The sequence below is a fragment of the Oryzomonas japonica genome, assembly GCF_008802365.1.
Classification (GTDB): domain Bacteria; phylum Desulfobacterota; class Desulfuromonadia; order Geobacterales; family Pseudopelobacteraceae; genus Oryzomonas; species Oryzomonas japonica.
In genome coordinates this window covers 153,871-172,019 of the sequence record NZ_VZQZ01000010.1, presented here as the reverse complement: position 1 = coordinate 172,019, position 18,149 = coordinate 153,871, and the positions used below count along the sequence as shown (strand labels likewise).

Here is an 18,149-nt window from a genome sequence, read left to right as displayed (position 1 = left end):
CCGCAATCACTCCGCGTTAATATTCCGTAGCGCCTCCTGCAACGCCGACAACCGGTAGGGTTTCTGGATGAATCCCGCCAGCCCCTTGCCCGCAAACTTCTGGGTAACCTCCTGCTCATTGTAGCCGCTGGACATGATCACCTTGACATCGGGCCGTATGCGCCTGAGTTCGCGGAAACACTGCTCGCCGTTCATGTGCGGCATGGTCAGGTCGAGAATGACGAAGGCGATGTCGGGGGTCTCTTTGAAGAGGGCTACCGCCTCCATGCCGTCCCTGGCGGTGGTGGTGCTGAAACCCAGCTCTTCGAGCATTTCCGATCCGATGCCGAGGATGGTCTCGTCGTCATCCACGAGCAGGACCTTTCCCGCGCCATGCCAGTCGTTCCGGCCGCTGTCGTGACCGGCCGGTTCGGCAGGGCGGCTGTCGGCAGGCAGCAGGATTTTGAAGGTGGTCCCTTTGCCCGGCTCGGTGTAAATTTTGATGGCGCCCTTGTGGCCCCGCAGGATGCCGAGGACGGCGGCCATGCCGAGGCCGCGGCCGGTGAACTTGGTGGTGAAAAAGGGGTCGAAGATCTTGGCGAGGGTCTCTTTGTCCATGCCGCAGCCGGTGTCGGCAATTTCCAGGTAGACATAGGGCCCTGCGGTGATGTCTTCATCGAGCCAGGTGTCTTTTAAATAACCGGCATCACAGTCCATGCAACCGGTGGTGACGGCGATGACGCCGCTTGTATCGCCGATGGCTTCGGAGGCGTTGATAATCAGGTTCATGATTATCTGGCGCATCTGGGTGGTGTCGGCTTCCACGCGCGGCAGGTCCTTGGCGAGGTTGAGACGCAATACGGCGCTCTTGGAGATGGATACCTCAAGCATGTGCAGCATCTCCGTCAGGAGGGAGTTCACGTTGATGTACTCGACAACGAATTTTCCCTTGCCCGAGTAGGCGAGCATTTGCTTGGCGAGGTCGGCCGCCTGGGCGGCGGCATTCTCTATCCGGCGCAGATTCTCGACGGCGGTGGATTCGGGGGTGATGCGCATCAAGGCCAGATCGGCGTTGCCCATGATGGTCATCAGGATGTTGTTGAAGTCGTGGGCGATGCCGCCGGCCAATACCCCCAGGCTCTCGAGTTTCTGGGCGTGGAGGAGTTGCTGTTCCAGTTTCAGGCGCTCGCTTTCGACCCTTTTCCGGTCCTCGATGTTTCTCGATATGGCTATGATTCCATTGATATGGGGGTTGGAAAGCTGGTTGCAGGCGCACCATTCCACCCAGGTGTAGCTGCCATCCTTGTTCCGGTACCGGTACTGCACGTTTGCGATCTTTTCCGGGTTTTTCAGGAGTTCCTTGAAGACGCGATCGACGCGCTCCCGGTCTTCCGGGTGGGCGAGGTCAAGGGGCGTGAGCCCCAACATCTCGTCTTGAGCATACCCGTGAATTCGCTCGGCCGACGGCGAGTTGTATTCAAAGGCTCCATCTTTACCGATAATGCTGATGATGTCGGGTGACAGGGACATAATACTGCGGAAGCGCTCCTCGCTCCCCGAGAGTTCCCGGGTTTTCCTGGAAACGGCTCTCTTCAGCAACCGTAACCACACCAGCAGCCCGGCCACGAGGGCGGCAATCACCAGGGCCGAATAGCCCACATATCGGACATACGGCGAAGCGCTTATGGGTATCCCCAGCCATTTTTTATCGATGGCGCGGTATTCGGCAGGCGTGATGTCGGCAAAACCTTTCTCGACCATGGCCAGCAGATCGTTCCGGCCCTTGGGCACCGCACGGCGAAATTCGCCGTTGTAAAGCGGTGCCGTCTCCCGAAACTGATCCTGAATCCCCATTTTGTTCAAATGATATAAAGCCGGCGGGCGGTCGACGGTAAATACCTTCACCTTGCCGTCATGGGCCGCCTCAATGATCTTCTCGTAACTGGGGTATTCCACGATGTTGGTGACGCCATGTTTCCTGAGAACGTCAAGGACATTGCCGCCGGCCTTGGCGGCAACCATGAATCCCCTGGCGTCATCGGGCCCGCTGATGCCGGAGATATCTTTGTGGAAAAACAGCGGTACGGGGATAACCGCGTAGGGTTTGGTAAAGTCATATCTTTTCTCGCGCTTCTCGTTGCGGAAGATCGTATCGATCACATCGAACTCGCCCGCGTCCATTCTGCGTTGGGCATCGCTCCAGTCGGTTCCGGTCAGTTCGACACGGATTCCGGTTCTCTTCTCCCAAAGGTTCCACTGGTCAACGGTAATGCCTTTCAATTGCCCCTGGTCGCCTTTAAAGACATACGGCGGGTAATTGTTGTCCATGACAACGCGGATTGTTGTGGGGGCGGCGGAGTTCCCCGGGGAGGAGGCAATGCTGGTGGAAGCGGCGAGCAAAAAGGTCGATAATGCAAAGAACCGCAGAACGCAAGACGCAATGGGGATGATCATGGGGTTCACACGCCTCCTGGAGAATGTCGTTGCATGGCATGACGCAGGGCTTTTGTGCTCAACACGCGCCATATCTCCCGCTATCAGCGCTGGACGAATGCGAAGCTGCCCCCCAGGGCGGTATAGGCGTCCATCATCCTGCCCAGTCCCTTCTTCTCCGCATCCGTAATCGCCCGCACCCGCTCGCCCGACTTCCCGATACAGGTGAGCGTCGCCTTGCGTGCCTTGATCAGGGCGCGCATGGCGTCGTAGGAGAGTTGGTCCACCGGGGCGTCGAAATACTCGGCCACCTTGCCGGGGGACTTCTCCTGCTTGACGGCCGTGGCCGGTATGGTGAAGGTCTTGGCGTCCGCCTTGATCCTGAAGGCGGTTATGTCCAGGGCCCGTTTGCCCACGGACTGGATGCAGAACTTGGGCCAGACGCTCCCGGACACCTCCACCAGGTAGAGGAAAAGCCCTTCGCTGAACCTGTCCCGGGGGGTCGATTCATCCAAATAGCGCAAGGGGCTTTGTGTCGTGTCCGCCTCTTTCCTGATGCCGGGCAGTTTGCGGGCGCGGGGGTTGGAGGCCAGCAGCTTTCGCAACTCCTCGTATTCCGCCGAGTTCTTGGGCGCCTTGCTCAGTTGCAGGTGCGCCGTGGAGTAGTCCCCCTGGCTCACCGCATCGCGGACGGTATCCGCGACCGATTTTGAGGTGGCCTTGGATATGATGTCCGCCTTTTCCGACTCGGAGACGATGACCGCAGGTTCTTTCTTCTTGTCGGACTGGAGCGTCGAAGAGTCGCCTTTGAAAAAATGGTTGAGGGCGAAGAACAGGAGGGGGGACAGGAGTACGATGCCGACAAAGATGATCGTGTAGCGGGTTTCCTCGGGCAGCGGTTTCTTGAACATTACCGGTTCCTTCTTTGCGGAAGATGTCACACGCTCAATCGGTTATACGCTTAATGGAAAAAATATCCAGAGGAATGGGGGAGGGGCGGGGCGGCCCCGGCAGGCTCAAGGATCTTCTCCGATTTGCGGAGGGCCTCGGTGGCCGACCCCCCCAGCCTTCGGCCGGGGGGTGTTCGAATGCTCGGGATGGGGGCAGCCTTCTCGAAAGGGATGCCCCGTCCGTCAGGAGAGCAGGTGCACGAAGAGGCCGCTCCGCAGTTTGGGCTCGAACCAGGTGGATTTTGGGGGCATGATCCGGTCCTGGTCGGCCAGTTCGATCAGTTCGCGGATCGAGGTCGGGTAGAGGGAGAAGGCCACGGCGTACTCGCCCGAATCCACCAGCTTCACCAGCTCGTCGTTCCCCCTGATGCCGCCGACAAAATGGATGCGCTTGTCGGTGCGGGGATTGCCGATGCCCAGGATGGGGTCGAGCAGGCGGTCCTGGAGAATCGACACGTCCAGGCGGCCGACCGTGTCCGACTCGTCCACGATGGTGTCGCGGGCATGGAGTTGGTACCAGCGGCCATCCAGGTACATGCCGAACTGATGGCGCTCGCACGGCATGACCGGCACCGGGGACGGGAGGAGCGTGAAGGCCTCCTCCACCTGGGCCAGGAATTCGGCCGCGGTCCGGCCGTTCAGGTCCTTGACGGCACGGTTGTAGGGCATGATGTTGAGCTGGGTTTCGGGGAAGATGACGGTGAGGAAGACGTTGTACTCCTCCCGGCCGGTGTGGCCCGGATTCTTCTCCCGGCGCAGTTCGCGCACCCGGCCGGCAGCGGCGCTGCGGTGATGGCCGTCGGCCACGTACAGGCGGGGGATGGCGGCGAACAGGCCGGTCAGCCGGCCGATGAGCGTCTGGTCGGCGACGATCCAGAGGGTGTGGCTCACGCCGTCGTCGGTGGTGAAATCGTATTCGGGGGGCGCGGCCGTGATCCCCGAGATAATGGTCTCGATCTCTGCGCTGGAGCGGGAGAGGTAGAAGACCGGCTCGTCGTTGGCGTCCAGATAATCGATGTGCTTGACCCGGTCATCCTCCTTGTCGGCCCTGGTGAGCTCGTGCTTCTTGATCACGCCGGACTGATAGTCGTCCACGCTGGTGCAGACCACCAGGCCGGTCTGGGTGATCTCCCCCATGCGCTGGCGGTAGACGTAGAAGCATTCCCGGTCGTCCTGAACCAGGATGCCGCGCCGGATGAATTCCGCCAGGTTTTTCCTTCCCTGCACATAGACCGGCTCGTCATGGGGGGCGGTCCCGGCGGCGAGGTCGATCTCGGGCCGGGAGACGTGCAGGAAGCTGGCGGGGTTGCCGGCCGCCATCTGGCGGGCCTCTGCCACGTTCATCACGTCATAGGGGAGGGCCGCTACCTTGTCGGCCAGATCTTTGGGTGGGCGCAACGCCCGGAACGGTTTGATAAATGCCATGGTAAAACCTCGTGGTTGTAGTCTGAATCCGATGATCCCGTCACGGATTCCATCGGAAGCTGAATCCGTGACGCCCGAACGGTTCCTCTCGCTTGGCATGCCTCAGTCCCGGCGCTGTGGGCCGGGGCTCCGTCGTGGCGGAGTACCCGCGACACGTGCGGCATGATACTTCCGGGCGGCGTTGGACTCCGGCATGACGCTCGCTCCGCCGTTCAGACGTCACGAATTCAAGGGCGTGGGACTTGTTCGTAATTGTTATTGTTATTGAAAATACCTGCGTGCGCCGATAAAGTGCCGCTCGAAATAACTTTCGTCAACAGCGGATACCTTGATGTCCTCGCCGCGGCGGGGGGCGTGCACGAACCTGCCGCTCCCCACGTAGATGCCCACGTGGCTGATGCTGTCGGCCGATGAACCGAAAAAGAGCAAATCCCCATCCCGCAGGTCATCCTTCGCTACCTGGTCGCCGGCCTTGAACTGGTCCCGGGAGGTCCGGGGAATGCTGAGGCCGCACAGGTTGTAGACCGCCCGCACAAAGCCGCTGCAATCCATGCCGTCCACCACGTTCTCCCCGCCCCAGCGGTAGGGGATGCCCACGAAACGCTCGGCGGTGCGGGCGGCGATGGCCCCCATGTCCCGGTCGCCCCGCGCCGGTCTCGGCTGGACGCTCTCCGCGATCTTGCCGGTCCGGGGCGTGCCCTTGTCCCGCGCCGTTTTGGAGCCGGCGCTTAAACGGGGTGAGGTGATCTCTTCCCCGGCCGATTTCTGCCACCCCGCTTCCCGGGGGCGGGCAAAGACGATCTCGTTGGGAGGGGCGATATAGTAGCCGCCGATCAGCCGGTCCGCCACCAGCCGTTTGGCCGCGGCGCGGGCCTTGTCCTTGGTGGCGAAGTCGCCGAAACGCACGGCATAGATGCCGTTGTCCTTGCGGAAGTAAAAGGCCTCGATCCCCTTTTTCTGGAGGGTGTCGGTAAAGCGCTCCGCATTCTTGACCTCGGCGAAGGCGCCCATCTGGATGGCGTAGCCCAAGCGGTTGAGCCCCGATGGGGAGGCCGCGTGCCCGCAACCCGGGCTGGAAAGGAGTGAGATGGCGAATAAGGCGATGATGGCTGGTTTGCAGGTAGAGAACATGGCTCGAAGATGATCTTTGTTGTGACGTGATGAAAAGGGTCGAATGGAACTAGTATCCATAATTGACCACGGGGAGTAAAGAACTTTTTGTCCCGGTCGCCCGGCTGGCTCGTCCCGATGCGGGAGACTCCACCGCATGGTCCTGCAATTGGTCGCTTTGGGGAAAAAATAATTGCAGTTGCAAATCACCTGAAATATCATATAATAATAAACATTGGACAAAAGCTTGTTTATGTGCCCTTGCCCTGAAGAGGGGGAAACACCATGACGACATATCCGATAACAACAGGGGGGACGGCGGCGACAACGGACACGGCGATGGTTGTGAACCCGGTGCCCGGCGGCACCGAAGCGGCCAATTCGATGCCGGATAGCCTGGCGGTCACCTCGGAGGCGAAAGCCGCCGCGGCTGATACGGTAACCCTGCTGGGCAAGGACCGGTCCCAAGCCCAAGCCGCCAGGAAAGACACCTCGTGGGGCAAGAGCGACAAGATCGGCAGCCGGATCGGAGCGGTACTCTTTACCTACAACTCGAAAGGCGACCTGCGCATCAGGTTCATGGACAGCACCAACACCCTGGTGTACCAGACGCCGCCGGTGATGATGGCGCGCATGATGGACCTCATGATGCACACCGATTCATCGGTAAGCGCCCTGGTCTAGACCCTGCCTGTCAGATAGAGTACCAAAAAAGCCGTTCTCCGGTCACCCCGGTGGAACGGCTTTTTTGTGTCGGCGGGCCGGCGTGCTAGTCCACATCGGCCGTCTGGCGGCGCACCCCCATGAGGTAGGCCACCACGAAATCGTCCAGGGCCCCGTCCAGCACCGCGTCCGGGTTGCCCGATTCCACGCCGGTCCGCAGGTCCTTGACCATCTTGTAGGGGTGCAGCACGTAGGAGCGGATCTGGCTCCCCCAGCCGATCTCCTTCTTCTCCGCGGCGATCTCCGAGGCTTTGGCGTTCCGCTCCTCCACCTCACGCTCGTACAGTTTGGCCCGCAGCACCTTCATGGCCGTGGCCCGGTTGAGGATCTGGCTCCGCTCGCTCTGGCAGGCGACCACGATGCCGGTGGCCAGGTGGGTGATACGCACGGCCGAGTCGGTGGTGTTGACGTGCTGGCCGCCGGAACCGCTGGAGCGGTAGGTGTCCACCCGCAGGTCCGAGTCGGAGATCTTGATGCTGATATCCTCCTCCTCGATCTCGGGAAAGGCGTAGACCGAGGCAAAGGAGGTGTGGCGGCGGGCGTTGCTGTCGAAGGGGGAGATGCGCACCAGGCGGTGGATGCCCGCCTCGGCCTTGAGATGGCCGTAGGCGTACTCGCCGCTGACGCTGAAAGTGACGGATTTGATGCCCGCCTCGTCCCCGGCCTGGTAGTCGGTGATGGCGGTCTTCCATCCCCTCTTCTCGCAGTAGCGCAGGTACATGCGCAGCAGCATCTCGGCCCAGTCCTGGGATTCCGTCCCCCCGGCCCCGGGGTTGATGGAGATGAAACAGGAGTTGCGGTCGTGGGGGCCGGAGAGCATGCGCTGAAACTCGGCCGCCTCGACACCCTGCTGGAGGAGGTTGTTCATCTCCCTGACCTCGGCAAGGGTCGCCTCGTCCTGGGCCTCTTCGCCCAACTCGATCATTACCCGCACGTCTTCCAACTGCCGGGCGAGGGTATCCCAGCTCTGAAGGAGCTTTTCCAGGGCGGTGCGCTTGCGGAGAACCGCTTGGGATTTATCCACCGCATCCCAGAAATCGGGTGCCGCAATCTGCGCCTCGATCTCCTGAAGCGCTTCCCGCTTGTCATCTATGTCAAAGAGACCCCCGAAGTTTGGCGATCCGTTCCTCAAAGTCCTGCATTTTTGCTATTTCTTCACGAAACATGTTTTCGTACTCCTTGATGGTTATTATAAGCACACCTGCCACGGAGACACAGAGACACAGAGAAAAACAGGAGTAAGACAAGCAAAAAAACAACGATCCCCGACGATGGTTTTACCCTGAAAACGCCTTTTGCTTTTCTCTGTGAACCTCTGTGTCTCCGTGTCTCTGTGGCAGATGTCAGTCTTTCCGCTCTAACCGCTTCTCTCGCCTGAACCGGGCCAACAGGACCACGCCCAGGGTCAGCATAGCACAGAACCAGGCCGGCGCGTCGCCTATTTTCAGATAGAGAGAGTCGCCGCTCCCCGGCTGTATCTCGCCGGTGCACACCTCCTCCTGGAAGATGGTGCTCATGGCGCGGATGTGGCCGTTCTGGTCGATAATGGCGCTGATGCCGGTGTTGGCGGCCCGGATCAGCGGCGTGCGGGTCTCCACGGCGCGGAACACCGCGATGGAAAAGTGCTGGTAGGGAGCCGATGACCGGCCGTACCAGGCATCGTTGGTGATGTTCACCAGGATGCGGGCGCCGTTATTCACGTATTCCCGGGCCAACTCGGGAAAGATCCCCTCGTAACAGACCAGGAGGCCCGCCCGGGTCCGGCCCACATCCAACGGAGCGGCGTGTTCGCCGGGGGAGAAGTCGCCGATCCCCACCACCAGCTTGCTGACGAAGGGGAGCAGACGTTTGAGCGGCACGTATTCCCCAAAGGGGACCAGGTGCATCTTGTCACCCCTGGCGCCGGTTTCGCCGTTGGGGGCAACGACGAAGGCGCTGTTGAGAAAGGTGCGGGTGCCGTTACGCAACTCGTGGGCCGGGCTGCCGAAGAGCACGTAGGCGTTGATCTCACGCGCCAGGGAGCGGATTCGCTCCGCCTGCCGGAATTCGTCCTGGAAGAAAAACGGTGCGGCGCTTTCCGGCCAGACCACCAGATCGACCCCCCCATGGGCCGCCTCGCGGGTGAGCCGCTCGTAGATGTCCATGGTCTGCCCCTGAAAGGCCGGGCTCCATTTCACATCCTGATCGATGTTCCCCTGGATCAGGGCCACCCTGAGGGGCGGGGCAGTGCTCTTTTCCTCACCGTTCAGACGGTTGAAGCCATAGAAGAGGGTGGCGGTGAACAGGAGCAGGAGCAACAGGGCGCTCTTGGCGGGGTAGGGGACGTTCGCCCCGGAAACCGCCCGCAGCACCCGGTACAGGACCACATTGGTCAGCACGATCAACAGGGTGATGCCGTAGACGCCGCTTAGGTCCGCAATCTGTATCAGCGGCAGGATGCGGTACTGGGAGTGCCCCAGCATGGCCCAGGGAAAACCGGTGAGCAGAAAGGAGCGGAGAAAATCCAGAGCTACCCAGGCCACCGGCAGGGTGAATACCAGTTTGATCCTCCCCTGTTCCCCATAGCGGGCGATCAGGGTGGCCAGACCGTAGAACAGGGCCAGCCAGGCCGCCAGGGCGAGGTAGAGCGGGATGCTGACCGCCCAGGGGAGATGGCCGAAGTGGGTGACGACGATATTGATCCAGTAGAGGATGAGGATGTAGGCGGCCAGGCCGCAGGTAAAGCCCAGGCGAAAGGCCTGGCGCAGGGTCGTCCCCTCCAGGGAGATCAACAGCGGTATCAGGGCGATCCAGGCCAGGAAGGAAAATCCGGCCGTGGGAAAGGAGAGGGCGATCAGGACCCCGGAGGCGATGGCAAAGAGCCCCGGCCGGTCGAGGACCGCTGCCAGTTGGGTTCGCAGGGATGAAGGTTTCACTCGTCACCCTGCGCTTTACCGGCGATCGTCGCCAGGCGTGCGATGCGGACCTGTTTTACCTTGCGCTCGTCGGCGTCCAGAATGGTCAGGTGCAGGCCGGACCCCTCCATGGTATCGCCGACGGCGGGGATCTTGCCGGTCAGGTGGAAGATCAGGCCGCCCACGGTGTCGAACTTGTCCCGTTCGATCTCCACGTCGAAGTGGTCTTCCAGATCCTCCACCGGCATGCGGGCGTCGGCGGTGATGGAGCCGTCGCTGTTGGCGGTGAAGAGCGCCTCTTCCCGGTCGTACTCGTCCTGGATGTCGCCCACGATCTGTTCCAGCAGGTCTTCGATGGTGATCAGCCCCGAGGTGCCGCCGTATTCGTCGATGACGATGGCCAGGTGGACCCGTTTACGCTTGAATTCCTGGAGCAGTTGTTCCAGGTCCTTGGTCTCGGGGATAAAGTAGGGGGGGCGGATGATGGTGCGCACCTGGAGCTGCTCCTGGCCGTTACCCCAGAATTTCAGCAGGTCCTTGGCGTAGAGCAGGCCGATGATATTGTCGGTGGTGTTCTCGTAGACCGGGATGCGGGAGTGGCCGCAGGCGATGATGGTTTCCAGCATCTCGGGGATGCCGTCTTCAATGTTGACGCAGGCCATGTCGGTACGGGGGACCATGATCTCGCGCACCACCGTCGTGCGCAGTGAGAAGATGGAGCGGATCATCTCGCTCTCCTCCTCGTTGACCAGCCCCTCTTCCTCGGTGGCCTCGATAAAATCGTGGATCTCCTCTTCGGTGATCTTTTTGCGTCCGGTCACGAACCGGCTCACCAATTCGATAAAACCGGACCTTTTACTGCCGCCCTCTTCCAATGCTCTTTCCTCCTTTATGATCCAAGAAACTTAAATACGTAGAGAACGATAAACGTGAGCCCCGCCCCGAGGCATGAACCCGCCACCACCTCGCCCATGGTGTGGATGCGCATGAACAGCCGCGAGTGGCTGACCATCAGCGCCAACGCGACGGACAAGAGGGACGTCAGCGGGTCCCGGGAGTTGAGCGATGCCGCCGTGGCGATGGAGAAGGCGATGGCCGCATGGCCGCTGGGGGCCCCGCCGTGCAGGGGACTCCCCTTGCCGAGCATGCCCTTGAGCATGATCACGACGATCGTGACGATCAGGATCGAGACCATGGTACCGATATCCGAGGGTGCGCCGAACATTGCAAGGACCTCCCCGTAGAGCGGCAGGATGTATTTGGCCAGGATCAGGTAGCCCATGATGGCGGCCCCGCAGGCGGCGACCAGGACCGCTCCGGCCGCGGTATCCTTTGCTATTTTTGCCAGATGGTTGTAGCCGGGCGAAACCAGGTCCACCACCGCCTCCACCGCCGTGTTGATCAGTTCCGCGAAGAGCACGAACAGGATCGACAGCGCCAGCAGGGCGAATTCCAGGGGATTCACCTTGAGGAACAGCGCCACAAGGAGCACCACCCCGGCGGAGATGAAGTGGTTGCGCATGTGCTTTTCAGTGCGGGCCGCGTGGATGATGCCCGCGATGGCGCAGTTGACCGAATCGATGAACCGGTCGGGTTTTACGGGTTCAGGAACCCTTCCTTCTTCAGAAGATTGAATAATTCACTCTCCTTTTTTTCCATCCTTGCCGCTTCGGCCTCGCCGCTCCGTTCGTGGTCATAGCCGCGCAGGTGCAGGATGCCGTGCAACAGCAGAAAGCAGATCCGATCGAAGGTTTCCATCTCCGCTTCCTCTGCCTCCCGGGCAGCGGTATCCGCCGAGATGACCACATCCCCCAGGGCGTGGGGTGAGATGCCGGCGTATTCCCCCTCCTGGAGGGAGAAGGAGATGACGTTGGTCGGGCGGTCCTTAGCCAGGTATTCCCGGTTGATGATGCGGATGGCGCGGTCGCCGACGATGGATATGGACAGTTCGGTCCCGTCAGGACATGCCAAGGCGCTTAAGATCCTCTCCGCCACCTTTCTTAGGCGGGTTGCCATGATCCGGTGTCGTCTCTGGCGGTTGTTCAGCTGTATCAGCACTCGCGTGGTCTCCGTTTCCCGGCTTGCCATGCTCGCCGGAGATGGTTTTATGCTCGGCCTTCTTCTGGCCGCTGTTTCCGCCCTTGTAGACCGGTTCGGGATAATCGATCCGGTGGTGGAAGATGCCGTTCAGGATGCGGTTGAAGCTTTTGGCGATCTCGTGGAGGTTCTTGAGGGTCAGTTCGCACTCCTCAAGCTGGCCGTCCATGAAGATATTGTTGATAATCTTCTGCACCATTCCCTGGATGCGGTCCGGGGTGGGATTGACGAGGGTGCGGGAGGCCGCCTCCACGCAATCGGCCAGCATGACGATGCCGGCTTCCCGTGTCTGGGGTTTGGGGCCGGGGTAGCGGAAATCCTTGTCCTCCACCGTCTGGCCGTTTGCCTCTGCCTGGGTCTTGGCCCGGTCGTAGAAAAATTTGATCAACCCGGTGCCGTGGTGCTGGCGGATGATGTCGGTGATCGGCTGCCCCAGGTGCCGTTCCCGGGCCAGCTCGGCCCCCTCCTTGATATGGGAGATCAGGATCAGGGCGCTCATGCTGGGGGTCAGTTTGTCGTGGCGATTCTCTTCGCTCCCCAGGTTCTCGATGAAATAGAGCGGCTTGGAGATCTTGCCGATGTCGTGGTAATAGGCGGCCACCCGTGCCAGCAGGGGATTGGCGCCGATGGATTCGGCGGCGGACTCCACCAGATTGCCCACCACCACGCTGTGGTGATAGGTGCCCGGGGCCCGCACCATCAGATCCCGCAGGAGTGGGGAATTGAGGTTGGCCAGTTCCAGGAGCTTGATGTCGGTGGTGTAATGGAACAGCGTCTCGATGAGCGGGATGAAGCCGGAAACGAGGCCGGCGCTCAATACGCCGCTCACCAGGGCGAAAAAAACCACATAGATCGTCTGCATGCTGAACAGGGTGGCGCTGGAGGTCTGAAAGGACAGGGCCATGGCCAGGTTGACCACCGACACCTTCAGGCCGGCGGTGTAGATGGTGCTCCGGTCCGAGCACTGGCGCACCCCGTGGGCCCCCACGATGCTCCCCAGCATGGTATAGATCACCACCGTCATGTTGCTGTCGAACATGATCCCCAGGAGGGGGGCCAGGATGGCGCAATAGACCAGGGCCACCTCGGAGTTGATGAAGATGCGCACGATCATGGGGCCGGCGGCAAAGGGGAACAGGTAGAAGAAGGAGGCGGTGTCGATGTCCGGGAAGACCGGGCCGATATTGTGGGTTATCAGGATCGCGATCTTAAAGAGCAGGAAGCTGCCGATAATCAAGAGCGATATGGTCAGGACGTCCTTATTGGTCGGATTGAACTTGCGGATATTTTTCAAGGCAAAACGGTAGGGGAAATAGAACAGCACCACGATCAGGGCGAAGATGCCGATGGCCGAATAGATACGGCTGCCGCCCCGGTTTTCCTGGAAGATCGTTTGCAGCTTATGGGCCTGTTCGGGGCTGATCCGCTCCCCGACCCGCACGATCATCTCCCCCTTCTGGACCTTGAAGAGCACCGGCCTGACCGATTCCGTGGCCGTCTTGGCCCGGGCCTCCGACGCCTCGCGGTTGTAGAACAGGTTCGGCAGGAGGATGCGGGCGATCACGCGGGCAATGGCGCTCCCGTCGGTACGGTCGTTCTGGCCGGAGAACTGCCAGGAAGTCACCAGCCTGCGGGCCTCCCGGATCTCGGTGTACTCCAGGGCCACGTCGCTGTCCTCGACGAGTTGGCCGTTGTCGTTGATCAGCTCCAAGCCCCTTCTGGTGTCGGTCTGAAAGGCCTTGCCGTCGAGGACGATCCGGCGGCGGTACAGTTCGTTCACCATGCGGGCGGCGTCCGCCAGAAAAACCTTGTCCGAGGCGATATGGGTGAAGGCGTGGATATCCGCTGCGCTCAGTTCCGTGTCCAAAAGCGGCGTCAGCAGGGTCCGCCATTCGTGCGTACTCTTCTGGCTCTTGGCCGCACGCTCCTTGCGGACCGCGCCCACCACCTGCTCGAGTTTGCCGATGATGTAGGAGGGAACGCGGTCGCTTACGTTGTAGACCACCGGCGCGCTGTTGCCCGCCTCTTTGCGGCGCTGCTCGGTCAGGGCGCGGTCTTCCACCAGGTAGTCCTGGGGGGCGCGGATATCGGAGGTGGCGATATCGCCCGGCTTGAATTCGGCCGAGTGGAACCGCTGGCCGGGGAGCAGGATGAGGGTCAGCAGGATGGCGGTCGTAACAAGGAGGATAAACCTGTTCCGACGGGCTGTCAGGGGGTTGGAGAACCTTTTTACGACCACGTCCAGGAGGTTCGATCCCAGTTTGCTCAGGTAGGTCAGCGTATGTTGGCCCTGATTATCGGCAGGTTGGTCAGGCATAGGGGGTCATTGGTCCGGCTGGCCCCACTCTGGGGTCCATGCAATATAAGTATTTGAAATAAGATTTAAATATACCCTGCATGGGCCACAGTGTCAATATAGCTCTTATTATAGGGGCATCGGACCGATTTTTACACCTCGCTGATGTCGGATGCCACGATCTCCACATCCGGCCATCCCTGGTAGACCCACTCCTCGATCCGCTCCAGCACCTGCCGGGCAATGACCTTGTTCGGGCTGACCGTTACGAAGGCCAGCACCGCCGCTCCGGGCGCGTCCTGGCGGTCAACCTCGGCGCAGGCCGCATTGAAACGGTTGCGGCAACGCCCCAGGATGCTCTTGACGATGCCCCGCTTCTCCTTGAGGGAGCGGGCGGGCAGGTCCAGGTGGAGTTCGAGACAAAAGATGAACATTGGGCTGGGTTCAGTCCTCCTTCAGCATCGCCCGGCACTTGGGGCAGCGGCGCAGGGTGAACCATGAAGAATAGAACGACTGGGCCAAGGTCGCCTCGCATTGGGGACAGCGGAAAACATTCCGGGCAACGAGGATGATCACGGCCAGGGAGGCGAACTTCAGCAGGTTGGATCGATTGGCGTTATGGTCGCCCGGCACGGCGGTCAGGCGAAAGACGATGGCGAGGACGACCATGGCCGCCATCAGCACGAGGTAGAGGGTCTTTCTTTTTTTGTACTTGCTTTGTATCTCATCCATTGGGGCGTATCTCCATCTCCGTTACCTGTCAAACCACTGTGCATCTATCTAGCAGACTTCGATGCGCCTGCAAATGTTTTTGTCACAACGTGGTTGAAACGGATAGAAAGACGGAGGCCGCCGGTTGGATACAATCGTGGCGCCGGCCGGAGTCTCACGCCAAGCGGCATGAGGGACATTACCGTTTATAGACAATGATCTCGTGCCAGTTGTCCCGGTTGAGCTCGACCAGAATGGTCTTGCCGCCGGCGTATTCGGGGGAATCGATCTCTATGGTGTAGTCGTCGCGGGAAAACGGCCCCGCCAGGCTGAAATTGCCGATATGGTCCGTGTCGGCAGTTGATACCACCGACGCTTGCGTTTTTTTCTTGAGTACGACACGCACGCCGCTTATGGGGGTAACGCGGTCCTCCCGCAAGACCGTGCCGCTTACGAGGGTCGGCTTGCTTTCCGCTGCCGTCGCATTGCTTGCGGGGCTGTGGGGGCCGTTCCGCCTGAGGGCGTCGTCGCCCTTGCCGATGCAGCCGCTCAACGATATGCAGAAAATGCCGAAAAGTATGGTGATAATGAATCTTCCGAACATAATGCTTCCCCTTGTTTTCCGGCCGGATTCGTCTCTTTCCGGATGCACACGCACGTATGCAGCATGGCCCTCTCCTGCGTCACTTTCCTTGATGCTTAAAGCCCATCCGGCGATGTGTCCGGGAATTCCGCAATTCGATGACGCGGCTGCGTGCAGAAGGATGGGGGGGCCTGCTGGGATCTCTATCTTTATTAGAAGATATACCCCTGCCGTTCCGAGGTAAAGCATATTTTAATAGCAATTTCAGTATGTTAAAAATATTAACACTTTTAGCGATGTGTTAAAAAAAATAACACTCCCGGGCAAATTTTAAAACTTGCCGTTATCACAGGATAAAATTATATTATGGCCCCTCCGGGTCTCCCTGTTTGTGTCATTTTGACGCACTGCCGCAGGAGGGGGGCTCTGTGTGGGCCGGATAACGATGGCCAACCCCTGCGACATTTTTTGCAGGTGAGTACATTAGTTGACTCCAATAATATGTGCAATTTCCATGTGTTGGCTATCTGGCGGGCAAAATGGGGCAACATCAGTCGCAGGCGTATACAAAGCGCTTATTGCATAACATGCCATAATTACTTGTTAAAATAATTATGGCATGTTGGCGCGCGGATTGCTCATCGCAGTGGGCACCAAAGGACTAATAGCGTCGTAATTATCATAAAACTGCGGGAGGTCGAGATGAGCGTGTGGACGGATATGAAGGTGAAGGCGAAGATCATGACGCTGGTGCTGGCGAGCTGTGCCGCGCTGCTGCTGGTGGGGGGCTTCGGGGTGGTCAACATGTCCCGCATGAACGGCGACGAGGCGGCGCTCAAGGACGGCATGCAGCAGACCGCGTTGCTGCAGGACCTGAAAAACTGCTTCCTGGCCATGCGCCTGGATGTGGTCTATATGCTGGCGCTCAAGGACGCGGACCAGATCGCCGAAAGGGGCAAGGACTTCTCCGCCCAGATCGAGAACGTCCGGACCAAGCTGGGAACGTATGAGAAGAGTTCTATCACTGCCAAGGAAAAGGAAGAGATCGGGGCGTTCCGCCAGGGTTTCGATGCCTATGCCGAGGCGGGTGGCAAACTGGTCGCGATGGCCAAAGCGGCCCACGCCTCGGGTGATGCGGCGGCCATCGAGGCGGCCCTGGCTTTTGCCACCGGCAAGGTGGCTCCCCTGTACGCCAAGCCGGCCCAGATCATCGCCGATATGGTGACGACCAACGTCAAGGAGGGCGAAGATACCTACCAGCACAGCAGCGACACCTTCCGCCGTATCCGGCTGGTGCTCCTGGCGGTGGTGGCCCTGGTGGCGGCGGTCTCCCTCCTGGGGGGCAACCTGATCGCCAACTCCGTATCCAGCCCGCTCCAGGCGGTCCTGGGCACCCTCCAGGAGGTGGCCGGTGGCAACCTGATCGTCCGCTCCCCCATCGCCAGCAAGGACGAGATGGGGTTGCTGGCCCGGGAGGTGAACGCCACCGCCGAGAAGCTGCACACGATCATCTCCAAGGTGGCGGGGAACAGCACCCAGGTGGCTTCCGCTGCGGCCGAGCTGCACGCCACCGCCGCCGAGATGGCCACCGGGGCCGAGGAGATGGCGGCCCAGGCCGGCACCGTGGCCACGGCCAGCGAGGAGATGTCGGCCACCAGCGGCGACATCGCCCAGAACTGCCACCATGCGGCTACCGGGGCGCTCCACTCCAGCCAGGCCGCCGAGAGCGGCGCGGGCGTCGTGGAGAACACCGTCCAGGTCATGGGGCGCATCGCCAGCCGGGTGATGAGCACGGCCAAGACCGTGGAGAGCCTGGGGGCGCGCAGCGACCAGATCGGCGAGATCGTGGGGACCATCGAGGACATCGCGGACCAGACCAACCTTTTGGCCCTGAACGCGGCCATCGAGGCGGCCCGTGCCGGCGAGCAGGGGCGCGGCTTCGCCGTGGTCGCCGACGAGGTGCGGGCGCTGGCGGAGCGGACCACCAAGGCGACCAAGGAGATCGGCGTGATGATCAAGGCCATCCAGGGTGAGACCAAGGGCGCGGTGGGAGCCATGGAAGAGGGGGTCAAGGAGGTGGAGAGCGGCACCGGCGAGGCGGCCAAGTCGGGCGCGGCGTTGCAGGCGATCCTGGAGCAGATCAACGCGGTGAACATGCAGGTGAGCCAGATCGCCACGGCGGCCGAGGAACAGACGGCCACCACGAGCGAGATCAGCAGCAACATCCAGCAGATCAACGAGGTGGTGCAGCATACCGCCCGGGGGGCCAGCGAGTCGGTCATCGCGGCCAACCAGCTTTCCACCCTGGCCGAGGAGTTGCAGCGGCTGGTGGGGCAGTTCAAACTGTAAAGAGGTCGCAAGGCACGGAAGGTATAAATGGGACGTATAGGTCGTAGGAGACTTATACGTCCCATTTGTGTTAGAGGAGGAAGCTCGTACTCCCCCTCCTAGTTTAGGAGGGGGCAGGGGGGTGGTAGAAGGTTTATGGTTAACCGGCTACCACCCCCTTGCGGAGCCTCTGGGGCCTCAAAGGTGGAGAGGGCTTTTGCAAGAGGCCCATTCTGCCGCCTCGCAAAATATCGGAATGGACGGGTGAATTACCGCGTGGTATGATCGTCGCGAAATCGGAATAGAGTGTTGAATGCTTTGTTAAGGGCTCCCTATGGATCGTGCCGCTGAAGACCTTCTAAAAGAATTACGAACAGTAGATGAGTCTGTGCAGAGAGATCAAGAGAGTGTTCCGGGAGCTGCTTTCGGGAATTCCCGCCAGCTATCGGCGCATACCTGCCACCCCCCTGAAAATACCCGACACCCCCAATCGGAATGCACGCCGCCTCTGGCGGATATACCTGAAGAGATGCGGCAACGAATCTCCGAAGCGGGCACGAACCCCCGCAAGGTACGTGGTGCGGGGCATTGTGGCACGATACAGCCTTAACCACCCCGAC

General features: G+C 60.6%; 15 protein-coding genes. 2 read left to right on the top strand and 13 right to left on the bottom strand.

Translation table 11 applies throughout. From position 1 onward, the window contains the following. Positions 1-6: 6 nt before the first annotated feature. The 4 genes from F6V25_RS14965 to F6V25_RS14950 all read right to left on the bottom strand — a co-directional run bounded on the left by F6V25_RS14965 (position 7) and on the right by F6V25_RS14950 (position 5,918). On the bottom strand, positions 7-2,433 hold the full coding sequence (locus tag F6V25_RS14965; protein ID WP_246167064.1) for a transporter substrate-binding domain-containing protein: 2,427 nt from the start codon (positions 2,431-2,433) through the stop codon (positions 7-9). A gap of 83 nt (positions 2,434-2,516) precedes the next feature. Continuing rightward, positions 2,517-3,323, bottom strand: coding sequence for a hypothetical protein (locus F6V25_RS14960; RefSeq protein WP_151129418.1), 807 nt, complete (start codon positions 3,321-3,323; stop codon positions 2,517-2,519). 222 nt (positions 3,324-3,545) lie between these two features. Further along, positions 3,546-4,787, bottom strand: coding sequence for a DUF1015 domain-containing protein (locus tag F6V25_RS14955; protein WP_151129417.1), 1,242 nt, complete (start codon positions 4,785-4,787; stop codon positions 3,546-3,548). 261 nt (positions 4,788-5,048) lie between these two features. After that, a complete protein-coding gene (locus F6V25_RS14950; RefSeq protein WP_151129416.1) occupies positions 5,049-5,918 on the bottom strand; it encodes an NlpC/P60 family protein in 870 nt (289 codons plus the stop codon). Between the two features lie 264 nt (positions 5,919-6,182). On the opposite strand from F6V25_RS14950, the gene F6V25_RS14945 reads away from it, so the two are divergent. Then, positions 6,183-6,581, top strand: a complete 399-nt coding sequence (locus F6V25_RS14945) for a hypothetical protein (protein ID WP_151129415.1) — start codon at positions 6,183-6,185, stop codon at positions 6,579-6,581. Positions 6,582-6,666: 85 nt separating this feature from the next. Here the strand turns inward: F6V25_RS14945 and prfB are convergent. From prfB to F6V25_RS14900, 9 genes are all read right to left on the bottom strand, one after another. Continuing rightward, a protein-coding gene (gene prfB / locus F6V25_RS14940) for a peptide chain release factor 2 (protein WP_151129414.1) occupies positions 6,667-7,786 on the bottom strand; the annotation gives its coding sequence in 2 pieces (ribosomal slippage) (positions 6,667-7,716 and positions 7,718-7,786; 1,119 coding nt in all). 177 nt (positions 7,787-7,963) lie between these two features. Next, positions 7,964-9,535: an apolipoprotein N-acyltransferase gene (lnt, locus tag F6V25_RS14935; RefSeq protein ID WP_151129413.1), complete on the bottom strand. Its 1,572-nt coding sequence runs from the start codon at positions 9,533-9,535 to the stop codon at positions 7,964-7,966. Further along, positions 9,532-10,389 (bottom strand): hemolysin family protein, encoded by an 858-nt coding sequence (locus tag F6V25_RS14930; protein WP_151129412.1) that lies wholly within the window; start codon positions 10,387-10,389, stop codon positions 9,532-9,534. The genes lnt and F6V25_RS14930 overlap by 4 nt, the downstream gene beginning before the upstream one ends. Before the next feature lie 14 nt (positions 10,390-10,403). Next, positions 10,404-11,075: a diacylglycerol kinase gene (locus F6V25_RS14925; protein WP_338045604.1), complete on the bottom strand. Its 672-nt coding sequence runs from the start codon at positions 11,073-11,075 to the stop codon at positions 10,404-10,406. Between the two features lie 35 nt (positions 11,076-11,110). Next, positions 11,111-11,485, bottom strand: a complete 375-nt coding sequence (gene ybeY, locus F6V25_RS14920; protein ID WP_246167062.1) for an rRNA maturation RNase YbeY — start codon at positions 11,483-11,485, stop codon at positions 11,111-11,113. After that, positions 11,472-13,928, bottom strand: a complete 2,457-nt coding sequence (locus tag F6V25_RS14915) for an HD family phosphohydrolase (protein WP_246167061.1) — start codon at positions 13,926-13,928, stop codon at positions 11,472-11,474. The genes ybeY and F6V25_RS14915 overlap by 14 nt, the downstream gene beginning before the upstream one ends. A gap of 131 nt (positions 13,929-14,059) precedes the next feature. Beyond that, positions 14,060-14,341: a DUF503 domain-containing protein gene (locus F6V25_RS14910; protein WP_151129409.1), complete on the bottom strand. Its 282-nt coding sequence runs from the start codon at positions 14,339-14,341 to the stop codon at positions 14,060-14,062. 10 nt (positions 14,342-14,351) lie between these two features. After that, entirely contained in the window at positions 14,352-14,639 is a 288-nt protein-coding gene (locus tag F6V25_RS14905; RefSeq protein WP_151129408.1) for a hypothetical protein, read from the bottom strand. Positions 14,640-14,817: 178 nt separating this feature from the next. After that, positions 14,818-15,222: a hypothetical protein gene (locus F6V25_RS14900; protein ID WP_151129407.1), complete on the bottom strand. Its 405-nt coding sequence runs from the start codon at positions 15,220-15,222 to the stop codon at positions 14,818-14,820. A gap of 681 nt (positions 15,223-15,903) precedes the next feature. Between F6V25_RS14900 and F6V25_RS14895 the strand changes: the two genes are divergently transcribed. After that, positions 15,904-17,550: a methyl-accepting chemotaxis protein gene (locus F6V25_RS14895; protein ID WP_151129406.1), complete on the top strand. Its 1,647-nt coding sequence runs from the start codon at positions 15,904-15,906 to the stop codon at positions 17,548-17,550. Positions 17,551-18,149: the final 599 nt, after the last annotated feature.